The sequence below is a fragment of the Pseudoalteromonas sp. J2K-J599 genome (assembly GCF_059295115.2).
Genome location: NZ_CM200271.1, coordinates 789,573 through 805,945, shown reverse-complemented (window position 1 = coordinate 805,945; position 16,373 = coordinate 789,573). Strand labels below are relative to the sequence as shown.

The following is a 16,373-nucleotide window of genomic DNA, read 5'->3' as shown; positions in this document are numbered from 1 at the left end:
GTTAACGCAAGTTAACCCTTTTTTAGTTGTGTAGGAAGGCACTTTTAGCTAAACATGTTTTTCACATCTTTTAGCATGTCGTTGTACTCATCACTTGTGAATAGCTGCATAGACGGTATAACGCCTTTGTCTATATACGTTTGCAGCGCTGCAGACTTATCAGAAACTTGTAACGTGCCCTCTAAAATAGCCCCTACTCGAATAAAATCCACGTAACTTACTTTTTCAGGTTTGTAACTTGGGTCAGCCCAGCTCTGAGCTACATCAACAAACTCTTTAGGGAATTCCCACGCTTGCATAATAGATGAGCCAACCTTTCCGCTAAGCTTTTGAATTGCATGAGCCAAAAAGCTTGGATTAGCAAATACCTCTGGGTGGCGCTCAGCTTCAGTTAAAATTGGTAATACACCAATATTATAAACAAGTGCGGCTAGTGTAATAGAATCGCGGTTTAGTGACGTGTGCTTACTATTTTTTAAATAAAACTCCATGAGTGATATTGAATGGCTAGCAACGGTTAATGTTTTTTGCCATGCCTTACCCATGTAGCCTTTAATTAGCTCATTATTTGATACAAATAATTGTTCCATAGCCATAGCTGTAGCAATGTTTTTAATTTGACGTAATCCAATACGAGTCACTGCTTGTTGTAAATTAGATACTTTTACAGAACGTCCCATAATCGCACTATTAGCTACTTTTATCATACGAGCTGAAAGCGCTGGATCTTGTGAGATTACATCTGACATTTGGATTAAATTCACATCTGGGTTATCTGCAGCTTGGCGAACCTTAATCGCTACTTCAGGTAGCGTTGGTAAAACCAACGTATCGTTATTTATTCTATCGACTAGAATCGTTAATAAAGCGTTTTCTGTAGACATAAAGCTGCCATCCTTTTGTGTTCAGCCTGTAAAGTAACTGCAAACTCAGGCATTTAATTTTCGTATTAGTAATATAATTAGTATTGTCTAACTTACCGATAAAGTTAAGAAAATTATAGAAGTTTATTTTTATTTATAATGCTTTACCGCTCATGCTTGCCTTACAACGCCAAATACTTGCTATTTACCATTTAGTTTTGCTTTAATGCACTCACAATAAGGAAGCGTTTGTACATACTTAATATTTTAACTAAAGCAGTACAAATTATTAAACTTACTTTTTAACAGGCAATATAATGATCTTAAATAAAATTAGCCAAGCAATTATGCTCTCTGGTGTTGTTTTTCTTAGCGCATGTTCTGAAAAAGCGCCGTCTTCTACCGACAACACAGCCGTAGAGCTTGCTCAAAAAAGCAGTGCACAGTCAGGCCCTAAGCTTATTAATGCAGATAAACAACGTTTAGATATTTACACCGACTTTAGCTTACAAAGTGATTTATCGCACTTAAGCGATAATCAACGAGCAATGGTTGCAAAGCTTATTGACGCTTCAAAAATAATGGATGAGTTATTTTGGAAGCAAGCATTTGGTGAAAATAAAGATGCTTTTTTAGCAAAACTAAACGATGGAAAAGTACGTAAATTTGCTGATATTAACTATGGTCCATGGGATCGTTTAAATGGTGATGAAGCATTTTTATCCAGCTATAAAGAAAAACCTCTTGGCGCACAGTTTTACCCTGCTGATATAACCAAAGAAGAGTTAAACAATGCAGACGTTGAAGACAAAACAGGGCTTTATTCTGTAATTAAGCGTGATGAGCAAGGCAAGCTTTACAGCGTGCCATATTCAAAAGAATACGCTGATGAGCTTGCAAAAGCCGCTGATATTTTACGTGAAGCAAGCAAGCTTGCTGACGATAAAGAATTTGCTAACTATCTAAACTTGCGTGCCGATGCCCTACAAAAAGATGACTTTCAAGTATCTGACTTTGCTTGGATGGATATGAAAAATAACCCAGTAGATGTGGTTATTGGTCCAATTGAAACTTATGAAGATCAATTATTTGGTTACCGCGCAGCTTATGAATCTTACGTACTTATTAAAGATTTAAAATGGAGCGAACGCTTAGCTAAATTTGCAGCATTTTTACCTGAGCTTCAAAAAGGCTTACCTGTAGATGCTAAGTACAAACAAGAAGTACCAGGCTCTGACGCCGACCTAAATGCATATGATGTTGTTTACTACGCTGGGCATTCAAACGCGGGTAGTAAAACTATTGCAATTAACTTACCAAACGATGAGCAAGTACAGCTCGAAAAAGGAACTCGTCGTCTGCAACTTAAAAACGCAATGCGTGCTAAATTTGATAAAATTTTAGTGCCAATTTCAGAGCAGTTAATTGTACCAGGGCAGCGTAAACACATTACTTTTGATGCATTTTTTGCCAATACGATGTTCCATGAAGTGGCTCACGGTTTAGGTATTAAAAATACAATCACAGGTAAAGGTACTGTTCGTCAATCACTACAAGAACACGCAAGTGCCCTTGAAGAAGGTAAAGCCGATATTTTAGGTCTATACATGATTGAACAGTTACTTAAAAAAGGCGAAATTACTGAAGGCACTATTGAAGATTATTACACGACCTTCATGGCTGGTATATTCCGCTCAGTTCGTTTTGGCGCATCAAGCGCGCATGGTAAAGCAAATATGATCCGCTTTAACTTTTTTGCTCAAGAAGGTGCTTTTTCTAAAAATGAAGAAGGCTTATACCGCGTTAATATGGAAAAAATGAGCATTGCAATGGCCAAGCTTTCTCGCTTAATTTTAACCTTACAAGGTGATGGCGATTACGAAAAAGTAGATCAACTAATTGCAACGCATGGCGACATTAAAGAAGAACTTGCTAAAGACTTAGAAAAACTAAGTAAAGCTAATATCCCTGTAGATGTAACATTTAAGCAAGGTAAAGAGGTACTAGGGCTTAAATAAGTTTAGTTAAACTTAGTTAAACCCTAAAAAAGCGTTGCGGCTTAAAACTGCAGCGCTTTTTTTAGCTCTGTGATTTGTACATCTGTATACGGCACTGCTGGGTGCTTACCCCATATTGGCGCAGGCCATGCAGCATCACTCGTAAAACGCGCAATATGATGAATATGCAATTGCGGCACCATATTCCCTAAAGCCGCTATGTTTAATTTATCTGGTTTAAATACATCCATTAATAATTTACTTAGCTTGGCTGACTCTTTTAAATAAACAATTTGATCATCCTCAGATAAATCAATTATCTCTTTTAAGTTAGCCTGCCTAGGCACTAATACAAACCACGGATACAAGCTGTCGTTCAGTAAAAGCACTTTACACAATGGCCAATCGGCAAGTTCTATACAGTCGCGTTTAAGTTCTGGCGCTAGTTTAAATTCAGGGTGAGTCATTGCTATGTCCTACTTTGTCTTTGATAATCGCCACTTTATAGCATTTAGTTGCAGTTGCACACGCTTGGCTTTACCATCAAAGCAATATTTATAATAAGCTAAGGCAACCTTGTGCTAAAAAAAATAAAACACCTCTCACTAGCTATACCGTTAATGGTTGGCGCTATTAGTGTTCAAGCAAAACCTTTATCGCTGGAGCGAATTTTTGACGATCCGAGCCTTTCTGGTAAATCGCCTGTACAACTTAAATTTTCGCCTGATGGCAGCCGTGTAACTTACCTACAAGGCAAAAGCGATGACTACAACCGCTACGATTTATGGGAATACAATCTAAAAGATAACACCAACCGTGTGCTAGTTGATTCAGCAAAGTTATTTTCAGGCCCAGAAAACCTATCAGATGAAGAAAAAGCACGCCGCGAACGCCAACGTATTTTTGGTAAAGGCATACTTGAATACAAATGGTCTAAAGATGGCAAAGCACTTTTATTCCCACTCAATGGTGACCTTTATTATTACGATTTAGCCTCAGCTAAAAGTAAAAAACTAACCGACACTGAAGCATTTGAAACCGATGCACGCTTTTCACCTAAAGGTAACTACGTATCGTTTATTCGAGAGCAAAACCTTTATGCTTTAGAGCTTGAATCAGGTAAAGAGATTCAGCTTAGTAAAGATGGCGGCGGCGTAATTAAAAACGGAATGGCCGAATTTGTTGCTCAAGAAGAAATGAGCCGTATGACAGGTTACTGGTGGTCAGGTGATGAAACTAAAATTGCCTATACCCGCGTTGACGAAACCCCTGTAAAAGAAGCTATCCGTAACGAAATTTACGCTGACGAAGTTAAATTATTTAACCAGCGCTACCCGTTTACAGGTACCGATAATGTTAAAATTCAACTTGGTGTGGTTAAGCTAAACGACCAAAAAGTAGATTGGATTGATTTAGGTAAAGATGAAGACATTTATATCGCGCGTGCTAAATGGCTAAAAGACGGCAATACACTGTCGTACCAATGGCAAAATCGCTCGCAACATAAATTAGAACTGCGTTTTTATAACAGCGAAACTAAAGCCCAAAAAGTAGCGCTGACCGAAAACAGTGAAACGTGGATAAACCTACATTTTGATCTTGAGTTTTTAAAAGACAAAAAACACTTTGTATGGGCATCTGAACGCGACGGCTTTAAACATTTATATCTGTATCGTACAAACGGTCAACTTGTTCGCCAAATTACCTCAGGTGACTGGGCTGTTGATAGCTTAAAAGGTATTGATGAGAAAAAAGGCATTGTTTACTTTGCCGGCCGAAAAGATACACCGCTTGAAAGCCATTTATACAGCGCGCCTTTATTTAAAAAAGGCGATGCCAAACGTATTACCGAAAAAGGTCAGTACCACAATGTTGTGCTAGCAAAGGACAGCAAAACCTTTATCGATAATAGCTCTTCTGATAATAAACCAAACTCAGCAGCACTTCGTAAAGTAAACGGCGAATTCATTACCTGGCTTGAAGAAAATAAGCTTGATAGTAGCCACCCCCTTACTCCTTATTTAAGCGACTTAACAAAACCAGAATACGGCACAATTAAAGCCGATGATGGTCAAGTTATGCATTACCGTTTATTTAAGCCTAGCACCATTGCTGATGGCAAAAAGCACCCTGTTATTGTTAACGTATACGGCGGCCCGCATGCTCAACGAGTGACGAATAGCTGGCGCAGTAAAAACTTGTACTTTCAGTACATGGCGCAACAAGGTTATGTAATTTTTCAACTGGATAACCGTGGTTCGTACAACCGTGGTAAAAAGTTTGAAGATGCTATTTATAAACATTTAGGTGTGGTTGAAGTTGCCGATCAAATTAAAGGCGTAGAGTTTTTACGTACACTTGATTACGTTGATCCACAACGCATCGGTGTTTATGGCCACAGCTACGGCGGCTACATGGCGCTTATGACTATGTTTAAAGCGGGCGATTACTTTCAAGCCGGCGTATCAGGTGCTCCAGTAACCGATTGGGCTCTATACGATACACATTACACAGAGCGTTATTTAGGTCACCCCGATACAAATGCTAAAGGCTATGAAGACAGCGCAGTATTTCCATATGCTGATGGCTTAAAAGGCCCATTAATGATTTACCATGGAATGGCTGATGACAACGTATTGTTTACGCATTCAACTAAGTTGTTTAAACAACTGCAAGATAACGAAAAACAGTTTGAAATGATGACCTACCCAGGCTCTAAGCACAGCCTACGCGGTAAACAAGTGCAAACACACTTACATCAAACAATTACAAACTTCTTTAATCGCCATTTTGACGTTAAATAAGCAAGTAAAGTAATAACAGACTAAAGGCTGATTGATAAATCAGCCTTTTTTTTGCATTAATAGGCGTTAAGCCTAGATTAAACTCTTTTTTTAGCTACGCTTATTCTATGCGCTGAAGCGCACACTTTTTGAGGATAAATGTATGCCTAATCTACGAAGTTTTAGTATATCCCAGCGTTTTTCACTGTTAATAGCCATCGTTGTATTTGGACTAATAATACTTAGTATATCGAGCCTAACTCATCAATATAGTTCGCTAAAAGACGAGCAATACATAAAAACACAAAATGTAGTAGAAACGGCGTACAGTATAATCGAGCACTATTATGCGCTTGAACAAGATAACACTCTCACTCAACAACAAGCTCAATCACAAGCACTTAATGCAATAAAAGCACTGCGCTACGACAAAACCAATTACTTTTGGATTAACAATTACCAGCCAACAATGGTTATGCACCCTATAAAACCTGCGCTTGATGGAAAAGATTTAACTAATAACAAGGACCCTGACGGCAAAGCATTGTTTGTTGATATGGTAAATATAGTTAAACGCTCTGGCGAGGGATTTATCCCTTATAAATGGCCAAAACCAGGTAAAGATAAACCGGTTGAAAAAATCGCATTTGTTAAAGGTTTTAATCAATGGCAGTGGATTATTGGCTCGGGTGTTTACCTTGATTCAATTGACGAAGCATTTAGCGAGCAACGTAACCTTATAGTCATCAGTGCAATAATTATGATTATTGCTGTTATTTTACTTAGTTACTTTATAGGTAAGAGTATTTTAATACCGACTCGCTTAGCAGCCGATATGATGAAAGACATTTCTCAAGGCGAAGGCGATTTAACCCGTAAATTAAATGAATCCGGTAATGATGAAATATCTGAACTATCACGTTCATTTAATTTATTTGCTCTAAAAATGCGAGAGTCACTTGTTCATGTAGCACAAAGTGCAAACGATGTAAGCGAACATGCGCATACAGTTGACGACTCAAGTAGAACAAGCCACTCATTTATTGAGCTTCAAAACGATAGTTCAACCCAAGTTGCAGCTGCCATGGAGCAAATGACTCACCAAATACACGATGTGAGCCGTAACGCTGAAGCCGCAGAGCAAGCAGCTAAGGATGCAGCACAAAATGCATCAACGGGTAAAAATGTGGTTGCGCAAACAATTACAGCAATAGAAACACTCTCAAGCAACATTGAAACAGTCAGCCGTGTAACAGAAGATTTAGCCAACGAGAGCCATAATATAGGCTCTGTGCTTGATGTAATAAGAAGCATATCAGAACAGACAAACTTACTGGCATTAAACGCTGCCATTGAAGCTGCTCGCGCAGGAGAGCATGGTCGAGGATTTGCTGTTGTTGCAGATGAAGTAAGAACATTGGCCAGTCGTACAGGGCAAAGTACTGACGAAATTCAAACCATGATCACTAAACTACAAGAAGGTGCAAAAGCAGCAGTAGAAGCAGTTAAATCAAGCCAAGCACTTTCAGTTTCTACTGTAGAGCAGGCGTCATCAGCCAATACTTCACTTAATGAAATAGAACGACTTGTTTCAATTATTACCGAAATGAACAGCCAAATAGCACGTGCCACAGAGCAACAAACGCAAGCTGCCGACGAGGTTAATTTGCGTATAAATGAGCTATCTCAATCAACTGAGCAATCATTAAATAATACTAAGCAGCTTACCGATGCCAGTGATAATCTCAAACAAAGTAGCGAAGGTCTTTCGAGCGTAGTTAATCGTTTTAAATTAGATTAATCGATAGCGTTCTCATAAAATGCAAAAGCCCTGAATTAACAGGGCTTTTTTATTACATGTAAGTTTTTAGCTTACAAACAATAACGTGCAAACAAGCTCGTTACTGATGCAGCTGTTGGCTTACCATGCTGCCAATCACCGCCTTCAACACCGCTACCTGCTATATCCATATGAACATAAGGTAGAGGCTGTGCAGAGTCATTACCGTGCTTATCAAGCCCACCAACAATAGCCATAAACGCCATAGGGAACTGATGTCCACGAGCAGTAACGGCAGATGCTGCGTTATTGCTAGATAAAACATCGTCAGCTAGCGTACGTGGTTTAATAAAGTCGTAGTCTTCACGGCGTGAACGCGATACTTCAGCGCCATCGGCCCACAAATCTCCAAGGTCAGCTATTTGACGTGAGACACCAGCACTACGAGCTGGACCATTTTCAACATACGCACCGTAAGGACCCATTGCACGTGCCGCATGACCCGTTAATGTAGCAACAGTAAACAGCGTTGGGTTAATCTCACCTTTAGCTAAATCTTTCATTTCGCTAAGCAGGTCGCCCATTGCTAAACGCCCTTCTGCATCGGTATTACCAATACGTACACGAACACCTTCACGGCTAGTAATAATTTCATCTGGCACAAAACAATCTGAGCCAATAGAGTTGCGAACAACAGCTAAGTACGATACCACTTTAACGCCTTTAGGCTGATAATCAGCAACGGCTTTCATAAAGCCCGCAACAGAAGCTGCGCCGCCTTTATCACGACTCATGCCTGCCATATGGCCGCCTACTTTTAAATCTGCACCGCCTGTATCGTATACAAGGCCCTTACCTACAAACATAAGTGTGCGAGTAATTTCGCCCTCTGGTACATATTCAAGCTTAACAACACGTGGGTGATGGCGCTCAACTGCATACGATGCGCGAGCAACAGTACTTAGCATTGGGTAGTTTTTATCAATAGCTGCAATATCATCAATTACGTCAACTGCAATGTTTGAGCCTTTAAACAATTCAACGCAGTAATCAGCAAAACGTGGGGGAGCCATACGCTCAGGTTCAGTGCCACACAGGTCACGCGCTGCATATTGGCCAGCTGCAATTGCATTAACAGCTTTAATAGTTTGCTCGCTTGCGCCAACTAAACCAATCTGTGTAATTGGTTCAATGCTTTCACCGTGATATTCACGCGCTTCTAATGGCTGCCATAAGGCTTGGCAAGCGCCTAAATAAGCAACTTCTAAAGCATGCTGATAACGGCTATCGCCATTTAAATTTGTTAAAAATAATGCAGGGTTAACACTGCCCGACGCTTTTGCTTCGTTAATTGCTAATTTAGCAGCATCAAAATAACGACGCACGTCGTCGTAATCTCTATTTAACGGACCGGTTGGCGCAAGTACAACGCGCTTGTTTTCAATTACTAATAAAGTAACTTGCTTACCGATGCGAGAATCTACGTTTGCTTGAGCTAAAATAGCATCACGTAATGAGTTATTTGGTAACTGAGAAAAGTCATTACTAATAATAATAAGCGCATCATGAGATGTGCATTCAAGGCTTGCACTAACCGCTTGAGGGTATGCCATAAATAAGGTCCTGTTAGAAAACATAAGCCCCTATTATCGTCGATTTAAATATTGAAGACCAGTAAGGAGCGATGAGCTAAACACATAACCTGTCAATAAATGGCAACTTGGAGTTACAGGCTTTACAGGCTTTACAGCTTAATCGAGAATACTAAGTTGGAAGTTTTGCTCTGGCTCGTTTTTAATGCCAACGCCTATGCCAAGTAATCTTACAGGCTGTTGTAGCCCACGCTGGTAGGCCTTAGTAAGTAGTTGAACAAATATTTCTGTATTTAGCTCGTGATATACCTGATCGGCTGAGGTCACTACAAAATTTGCAAACTTCACCTTAACACTCAATTTATTAATACGGTTTTGTAACTGCTGTTTATTTAGCCTTAAAACTAATTCCTCTAACAATCTTGGCAGCTCATCTAAGCACTCTTGCAAACTTGTTTTGTTGTACTCGTAGGTATGTTCAACACTCAGCGATTTTCTTATACGATCCGTGGATACTTTACCAACATACTCACCTGCACATTTTTGATAAAGCGACACACCAAAATTACCCACATGTTGCTGCATCCAGTTAACGCCTTTTTCACGTACATCCTTGCCAGTATATAAGCCTTTTAAATTTAGCTTTTCGAGCGTTACTTTGCCCACTCCTGGAATTTTCCCCAGCGGTAATTGCGCTAAGAAGTCATCAATCTCATCAGGCAAAACGACAAATTGACCATTCGGTTTGTTTTCGTCACTGGCTATTTTGGCAATAAATTTAATCGGTGCAATACCTGCTGATGCAGTGAGCCCTGTAGCATTGTAAATATCGGCTCTTATTTGCTGTGCAATAAGTGTGGCACTGCCTTTACAAGCGGTGCTGTCTGTTACATCTAGGTAGGCTTCGTCTAAAGAAAGGGGTTCAATTAAGTCTGTGTAGCGGCTAAATACTTCACGTATTTGGTTTGAAGCTTCTTTATATACAGCCATGCGCCCTGGGACAATAACTAAATCGGGGCATAATTGTTTAGCATGATAGTTCGACATAGCCGATCGCACGCCATACTCTCTAGCTATATAGTTAGCGGTTGAGAGCACGCCTCGTCGGCTATTGCCTCCAATAGCAAGCGGTACAGATGCAAGTTTTGGATTATCTCGCATTTCTACTGCTGCATAAAAGCAATCCATGTCTATGTGAATAAACTTTTTCATCACCACAATAATAACTGGTTATTTATACAGTCATTATTATAGAATCACATGCGATAAGCAAGCCTAGGGCCTGTTTATCTTTCGAGGTTAAATTTGCAGAAGTATGTTTGGTATTTAGGCAAGGCAGAGCCTATGTAGTGTGGTTATTCCCCATAAATAGGCGATAACGTAGCACAAATGCCAAACATACGCTGCCCGAAGGGTTCTGCCTAGGGGCAATGTACTCTTTGTTGCCTACATGGATGTAGGTAAGGGGCGTGAGCAGGACGCGGAAGCTTTGCTCGGTTTTTACTTAGCCCACTAGGTCACAAACCTCGCGCCGCGATTAAATAGCCCCTAGATTGAACAAATTTTAATCCTGAAAGGTCAACAGGCCCTAGTTAACGATTAAAAAAAGTGTTTATTGTCCTCTGATCTCTTATAACCACGTAGCCAATACATAACCTCAAATAAAAATCCTGCCAACATTAAAATGATAGCGCCAGATTCATTCCCCATCGCGTAACAGGTAAAAGAGGCTATAAAAACCAAACAAGCTAAGGACCAATTAATTATATTCTGCATATTTTTACCTTTGTGTGTGTTTTTGTGTGTCTGTGTAATTTAACTGTAGACCTAAAATTAAACAGGTACAATCATCTTATAAAAAAACATGCCATTAATTACCTTGAGCTCGTAACATCATGTTGATAATCTAAGTACTTTAAAAATCAAGGGCCAATAAATAATGCAAACGTTTAAAGATCAGCACCCTATTCATACCGATATCACCGTAGCATGGGCTGATATGGATGCGCTACAACACGTAAATAATGTAGTGTATTTACGTTACTTTGAAATAGCCCGAATCGACTTTTTAAATAAAATAAATCTGTTCGACACAATAAGCCCAAACGGTGTGGGGCCAGTAATAAGCGAAAATAACGTTCGCTATAAACGCCCAGTAACGTTTCCCGACACACTCACTGTAGGCGTTACAATTACAGATCTTAAAACAGATCGCTTTACCATGAACTACACCGTTTACAGCCATGCACAAAAAGCAATAACGACTACGGGTGCATCTAAAGTTGTAATGTTTGATTTTACTACAGGGCAAAAAGCCCCAATCTCCGAGCCTCTTTTATCGGCTTTAATCAGCCATGCTCAAAACTAATTTAGTTAAGGAATTTTTATGCAATACAACCCACTAGGTAGCAGTGGCGTAAACGTATCTCGAGTGTGCCTAGGGAGTATGACATGGGGTAAACAAAATACTCAAAGCGACGCTGATGAACAAATAGCCTACGCGCTAGCGCAAGGCGTAAACTTTATTGATACAGCCGAAATGTATGCTGTGCCTCCTTCGCCAGAGACCTATGGTAAAACCGAGGAAATTATTGGCAATTGGCTATCGCGTAATCAGCAAAAGCGCAGCGATTTGGTACTAGCTACAAAAATTGCAGGCAATGGATTATCGTGGGTACGTGATGGCGGCAATATTACTCGTCAAACAGTAATAGAAGCCGTGGATAATTCACTTAAGCGACTTCAAACAGACTACATTGATTTATATCAACTGCATTGGCCAAACCGCTCTACCCCTCACTTTGGCAGACAATGGCCCGGCACTCTTAAATTTACCGACGTAAATACACAAGAGCAACAAGCTAGTATGCTTGATATTCTAGAAGGCCTTAATGAATGTGTTAAAGCAGGTAAAATTAAACACTGCGGTTTATCTGACGATACGCCATGGGGTATAAGCCAGTTTTTAAGTTTGGCCAAAGAGCATAACTTACCGCGTATGGTATCTATTCAAAATGAGTTTAGCTTAGCGCACGCTAAAGACTGGCCGTATTTAATAGAACAATGTGTACACGAAGATATTGCCTACTTACCGTGGTCGCCTTTAGCAGCCGGTTTATTAACGGGTAAATATCTAAATGGAGCTCGCCCTGAAGGCTCTCGTTGGACCTTCATGCAGCGCAACGGTATTTTTAGAGATACACCCAATGCAGAGCAAGCCACTAAGCAGTATGTTGAGCTGGCTCATGCAAAAAATATAACTCCAGCACAACTAGCCTTAGCATGGTGTAACCAAGTAGATGGCGTAACTTCTTCAATTATTGGAGCAACATCTATAGCTCAACTAAAGGAAGATATAGACGCATTTAGCATAACGCTAAACGACGAAATTCTTAGTGAAATTAACACCATATTTAGAAACCATCCGATGCCTTATTAAGCATGTATGAGTTAAAAGCAGCCTTGAATGAGGTTGCTTTTAACTAAAATATTTGACCCTACTACAACCAACACTATACTTTTATTAAGTTTTCTTAATTCAACGAACACTTATCAATGCTGAAAAACGGATACTATGCATTTTGCTTATTAATTGTATTTAACGCGCACGCCGTTGAGCAAAAAGTACAGCCTCTAGAAGAAATTATTTGGCTGCAAAGTTACACGCCCCCTTTTCATATAGCTAAAAGCGAAAGCGCACCACAAGGCGGAATTTGCGACAACCTAACCGAGCAACTCATCAGAACCATAACTGATGTAAAACATACTCGCTTAATTGTTCCTCAGCAGCGTATAAATAAATATTTAAATGAAGGGAAAAATGTATGTTTTCCGTGTGTTATTTATAAAAAAAATAATAACCAACAACTTAACTACTCAAATCCAACAACGGTATATCCCCCATTTTCAATTATCACGACTAAAGAGCTAAAGCCGCAATTAGAAGAAAAGCACGGCTCGCCTATTCACCTTATTAATTTATTAACCGACCCGCAATATGTATACGGGCAAGCGGCTGCACGTAAATTTACAACTAAAATTAATACAATTATTGAAAATACAAAACGAGATAAAGAGTCTTCGTTAAGTTGGAGTAGCGAAAATGAAAGTCAGGCTGTTATAGCACGCTTGAGTCACGGCTTTTTAGACTACTCTATTGATTACCCGTTTATGGCTGATTACTTTAATAAACAAGGGGAGTATACAAATATAGAAAGTGTGCCAATTGCAGAAAATGACATTCAATTTATAAGAGGAGCAATAGGCTGTGCGGCTAAAGCACCTAATAATTTTGCAGAGCAAGCCCTTAAAAAAATTAACCGCGCATTAAAAAATAATGTACTTCAATCGCCTGAGTATCAACAAAGTCAGCATAATTGGCTTAAAACCACCTTTACTGACTTTGATAAACACTACCAACAGCAAGTCATTAATTTTTACTTACTTGCCACTGATGCTCAAGCAAACACTGATCATTAACATAAAGCGCCACTGCAAAAATACTTTTAGCTGTTACCTCACCTACGCCCGACGGTGTACCTGTCATTATTACATCACCGTCTTCTAAGCTCATAAATTCACTAATTTCTTGTAAAATTGAGTCAGGGTTGTGCAGCATAAAATGAGTATCACCTCGCTGAATCACTTCATTATTAATTTTAAGTTCAAAGGTAAAGTGCTTCATTGCATCAGTTAGCGCTACAAAATCAGTTAAAATTACAGAGCCGTCGAACGCTTTAGCGCGCTCCCATGGAAGCCCTTTATTTTTTAATTTACTTTGCACAGTACGCTTAGTTAAATCAAGGCCGAGTCCAACACCTGCAAATTTTTTATCTTTAACTACAAAACATAGCTCGGTTTCATAATGCAGCGTATCGCCGTTGTGAGCTGCAAATAACGTATTAGTAATTGCGCTATTTGGCTTATTAAATAAGACCATTTGATCTGGCGTTTCGTTATTTAGCTCTGCAATGTGTGCGGTATAATTACGGCCAACACACACTACTTTTGATGGTGTTAATTCTTCAGATACTAACTTTATTGAATGCATATAAATAATGTCTCAGTTATTGGACCTGTTGACCTTTCAGGATTAAAATTTGTTCAATCTAGGGGCTATTTAATCGCGGCGCGAGATTTGTAACCTAGTGGGCTCGATAACTGCTCCTGCGTTATTCTACTGACTTACATCCCTGTAAGAATAAGTAAAAACCGAGCAACAAAGAGTAAATAGCCCCTAGGCAGAACCCTTCGGGCAGCGCATGTTTGGCATTTGTGCTACGTTATCGCCTATTTATGGGGAATAGCCACACTACACAGGCTCTGCCTTGCCTAAATACCAAACATTCTGCTGCAAATTTAACCTCGAAAGATAAACCGGCCCTAGCTAATAAGCGTTTCAAGTAAGCTCAAATTAATAGGTTTAAGTAAAACTCGGTCAATATTTAAATCTTTTATTTCTCTTGGATCTGGCTCTGCGCCACTTACAATCACTAAACGTAATTCAGGATATCGTTCATTAATTTGCTGACCTAAGTCAACGCCACGACCATCAGGTAAATGCATATCTAACAATACCTTATTAAATTGCTGGTCGTGATTAAGTATTTGCAAACATTGTGCGCAGCTAGACGCAATGACGGTTTCAACACCTAAACTTTCTAAAAGTAGTTGCGTAATTTGCGCTGCATCATGATCGTCTTCCACAAGTAAAAAGCGCTGCTTTTTCTCGGTTAAGCCATTACTACAATTTATATCTTTAGCTTGCGGTGCATGCTCTGGCGCTACCAAGTAATCTTGCAAACATTGATATAAAGCCGCGCTATCAACAGGCTTTGGTATTACATCGTTAAAACCAAGTGCAGCAAGCTCCTCATGTATGCCTTTCATAGTAGCGGCAGTGAGCGCAATTATTGGGCCTTTGTAGCCCATTTTTCTAAGCTCTATGGTAGCTTCCTTGCCGCCCATTACAGGCATATGAATATCAATAAAAATAATATCGTAAGGCGCTTTATACGCATCTGCTATGCGTACTTTTTCAAGTGCTTGCTGGCCATGTTCGGCATAATCTACGCGCGCACCACAGGTACTGATCATATGACCAACTAGCATGCGTAAATCACGTAAATCATCAACCACTAATACTCGCCCATGCACTTTGCATGGAGCCGATTTACTTTGTAATTGTGGGGCACTACTAAAATTAAGTACTTGTCGTTCTACTTCGCTAATATCACCTGGATATACCGAAATCGTAAATGTAGAACCTTTGCCTATTTCAGAGTGCAAACTAATATCACCGTGCATACGCGCTAACAATTCAGCACATATTGCCAAACCTAAGCCTGCGCCACCTACAGAGCGTGATTCTACATCAGCTATCTGTTCAAATGGCTTAAATATGAGTTCTTGTTTTTCAGGGGCAATGCCCATACCTGAATCTTTAATGCTAAAAAATAGCATTTCGCGATCATCAACCCATTGCGTCCACGCATTAACAACAATTTCGCCTTTATCGGTAAATTTAACCGCATTGTTTATTAGATTTATTAAAATTTGACGAACTCTTGTTGCATCCAGTCGTGCAACCAAAGGTAATGGCTGATGAGATTCAAAGCGCAGCGTAAGGCCCTTATCAAGAACCGATACGCGCATTAGCGTGTATACATCGGCAAGCATGCTATCAAGGTTAACTTCGCTTAGGGTAAGTTCCAGTTTATCGGCAGCTATTTTAGATAAGTCGAGCACGTCGTTTAACAAGCTCAATAAATGTTTACCATTTCGATAAATAACACCCAATTCATTTTCAGCTTGCTGACTAAAATCGCTCTGCATTAACAGTTCGGTGTAGCCTAAAATAGACGATAGAGGAGTACGTAACTCATGGCTCAAATGAGCTAAAAATCGATCTTTTGAACGGTTTTCGGCCTCAGCTTTTAAGCGCTCTACTCTCTCGCCTTCAACATCTTTACGTGCCAAAGCATAACGAATAGCACGCGCAAAGCGGCTCGAACTCATTTCTGTTTTAATTAAGTAATCTACTGCACCGGCATCAAGCGCCGCCGAGTCTAACTCGTCGTTTGACTGCCCGGTAAGCATAATAATCGGTCCGCTAAAGCCATTGGCAATTGCTTCTTTTAATACATCTAAACCATTCGATGCACCCAAGCGGTAATCAAGCAGGCAAATGTCGTGCTCATTTTTACTAAGCGTTGCAATTGCCTGCTCTGGGGAGCTTATCCATTGAATGTTAAACGTGTGTGAATCCAATTGGTCCAGATAGTCGCAGGTGAGTATGTAATCATCTTCATCGTCTTCTACAAGCAGCAACTGAGTCACTTTATCTAACATACAATCTC

At 39.8% G+C, this 16,373-nt stretch carries 12 protein-coding genes; 6 read left to right on the top strand and 6 right to left on the bottom strand.

From position 1 onward, the window contains the following. Positions 1–44: 44 nt before the first annotated feature. Positions 45–884 carry an HDOD domain-containing protein gene (locus AC5NT5_RS03625; protein ID WP_039485043.1) on the bottom strand — a complete coding sequence of 280 codons (840 nt, stop codon included), beginning with the start codon at positions 882–884 and terminating at the stop codon, positions 45–47. 296 nt (positions 885–1,180) lie between these two features. Here AC5NT5_RS03625 and AC5NT5_RS03620 point away from each other — a divergent pair, with 296 nt between their 5' ends. After that, entirely contained in the window at positions 1,181–2,881 is a 1,701-nt protein-coding gene (locus AC5NT5_RS03620; protein WP_494513395.1) for a DUF8614 domain-containing protein, read from the top strand. Between the two features lie 41 nt (positions 2,882–2,922). Here AC5NT5_RS03620 and AC5NT5_RS03615 read toward each other — a convergent pair whose 3' ends face one another. Beyond that, positions 2,923–3,327, bottom strand: a complete 405-nt coding sequence (locus AC5NT5_RS03615) for an HIT domain-containing protein (protein ID WP_182681775.1) — start codon at positions 3,325–3,327, stop codon at positions 2,923–2,925. Positions 3,328–3,438: 111 nt separating this feature from the next. On the opposite strand from AC5NT5_RS03615, the gene AC5NT5_RS03610 reads away from it, so the two are divergent. Further along, positions 3,439–5,664, top strand: a complete 2,226-nt coding sequence (locus tag AC5NT5_RS03610; protein WP_182695733.1) for a S9 family peptidase — start codon at positions 3,439–3,441, stop codon at positions 5,662–5,664. Between the two features lie 142 nt (positions 5,665–5,806). Then, positions 5,807–7,444 (top strand): methyl-accepting chemotaxis protein, encoded by a 1,638-nt coding sequence (locus AC5NT5_RS03605; RefSeq protein ID WP_154903475.1) that lies wholly within the window; start codon positions 5,807–5,809, stop codon positions 7,442–7,444. A 71-nt stretch (positions 7,445–7,515) separates the two neighbouring features. Here AC5NT5_RS03605 and AC5NT5_RS03600 read toward each other — a convergent pair whose 3' ends face one another. Beyond that, positions 7,516–9,036, bottom strand: coding sequence for a M17 family metallopeptidase (locus tag AC5NT5_RS03600; RefSeq protein ID WP_154903474.1), 1,521 nt, complete (start codon positions 9,034–9,036; stop codon positions 7,516–7,518). A gap of 138 nt (positions 9,037–9,174) precedes the next feature. Beyond that, complete coding sequence (dinB, locus tag AC5NT5_RS03595) at positions 9,175–10,227, bottom strand: DNA polymerase IV (protein WP_494513394.1); 1,053 nt, start codon at positions 10,225–10,227, stop codon at positions 9,175–9,177. A gap of 727 nt (positions 10,228–10,954) precedes the next feature. On the opposite strand from dinB, the gene AC5NT5_RS03590 reads away from it, so the two are divergent. The 3 genes from AC5NT5_RS03590 (at position 10,955) to AC5NT5_RS03580 (ending at position 13,494) form a co-directional block, all read left to right on the top strand. Continuing rightward, positions 10,955–11,383 (top strand): acyl-CoA thioesterase, encoded by a 429-nt coding sequence (locus tag AC5NT5_RS03590; RefSeq protein ID WP_002958095.1) that lies wholly within the window; start codon positions 10,955–10,957, stop codon positions 11,381–11,383. Positions 11,384–11,401: 18 nt separating this feature from the next. Beyond that, positions 11,402–12,454 (top strand): aldo/keto reductase, encoded by a 1,053-nt coding sequence (locus AC5NT5_RS03585; RefSeq protein WP_494513393.1) that lies wholly within the window; start codon positions 11,402–11,404, stop codon positions 12,452–12,454. Between the two features lie 116 nt (positions 12,455–12,570). Then, entirely contained in the window at positions 12,571–13,494 is a 924-nt protein-coding gene (locus AC5NT5_RS03580) for an ABC transporter substrate-binding protein (RefSeq protein ID WP_149602191.1), read from the top strand. Here the strand turns inward: AC5NT5_RS03580 and AC5NT5_RS03575 are convergent. Together AC5NT5_RS03575 and AC5NT5_RS03570 are read right to left on the bottom strand one after the other, a co-directional pair. Beyond that, on the bottom strand, positions 13,445–14,065 hold the full coding sequence (locus AC5NT5_RS03575) for a fumarylacetoacetate hydrolase family protein (RefSeq protein WP_494513392.1): 621 nt from the start codon (positions 14,063–14,065) through the stop codon (positions 13,445–13,447). The genes AC5NT5_RS03580 and AC5NT5_RS03575 overlap by 50 nt on opposite strands. Before the next feature lie 332 nt (positions 14,066–14,397). Then, complete coding sequence (locus AC5NT5_RS03570) at positions 14,398–16,365, bottom strand: hybrid sensor histidine kinase/response regulator (RefSeq protein ID WP_039485072.1); 1,968 nt, start codon at positions 16,363–16,365, stop codon at positions 14,398–14,400. Positions 16,366–16,373: the final 8 nt, after the last annotated feature.

Bases quoted from the DNA above. Each gene is read 5' to 3' on its own strand.
- AC5NT5_RS03625 (WP_039485043.1), bottom strand. From the start codon at position 884: ATGTCTACAGAAAACGCTTTATTAACGATTCTAGTCGATAGAATAAAT.
- AC5NT5_RS03620 (WP_494513395.1), top strand. From the start codon at position 1,181: ATGATCTTAAATAAAATTAGCCAAGCAATTATGCTCTCTGGTGTTGTT.
- AC5NT5_RS03615 (WP_182681775.1), bottom strand. From the start codon at position 3,327: ATGACTCACCCTGAATTTAAACTAGCGCCAGAACTTAAACGCGACTGT.
- AC5NT5_RS03605 (WP_154903475.1), top strand. From the start codon at position 5,807: ATGCCTAATCTACGAAGTTTTAGTATATCCCAGCGTTTTTCACTGTTA.
- AC5NT5_RS03600 (WP_154903474.1), bottom strand. From the start codon at position 9,036: ATGGCATACCCTCAAGCGGTTAGTGCAAGCCTTGAATGCACATCTCAT.
- dinB (WP_494513394.1), bottom strand. From the start codon at position 10,227: ATGAAAAAGTTTATTCACATAGACATGGATTGCTTTTATGCAGCAGTA.
- AC5NT5_RS03590 (WP_002958095.1), top strand. From the start codon at position 10,955: ATGCAAACGTTTAAAGATCAGCACCCTATTCATACCGATATCACCGTA.
- AC5NT5_RS03585 (WP_494513393.1), top strand. From the start codon at position 11,402: ATGCAATACAACCCACTAGGTAGCAGTGGCGTAAACGTATCTCGAGTG.
- AC5NT5_RS03580 (WP_149602191.1), top strand. From the start codon at position 12,571: ATGCTGAAAAACGGATACTATGCATTTTGCTTATTAATTGTATTTAAC.
- AC5NT5_RS03575 (WP_494513392.1), bottom strand. From the start codon at position 14,065: ATGCATTCAATAAAGTTAGTATCTGAAGAATTAACACCATCAAAAGTA.
- AC5NT5_RS03570 (WP_039485072.1), bottom strand. From the start codon at position 16,365: ATGTTAGATAAAGTGACTCAGTTGCTGCTTGTAGAAGACGATGAAGAT.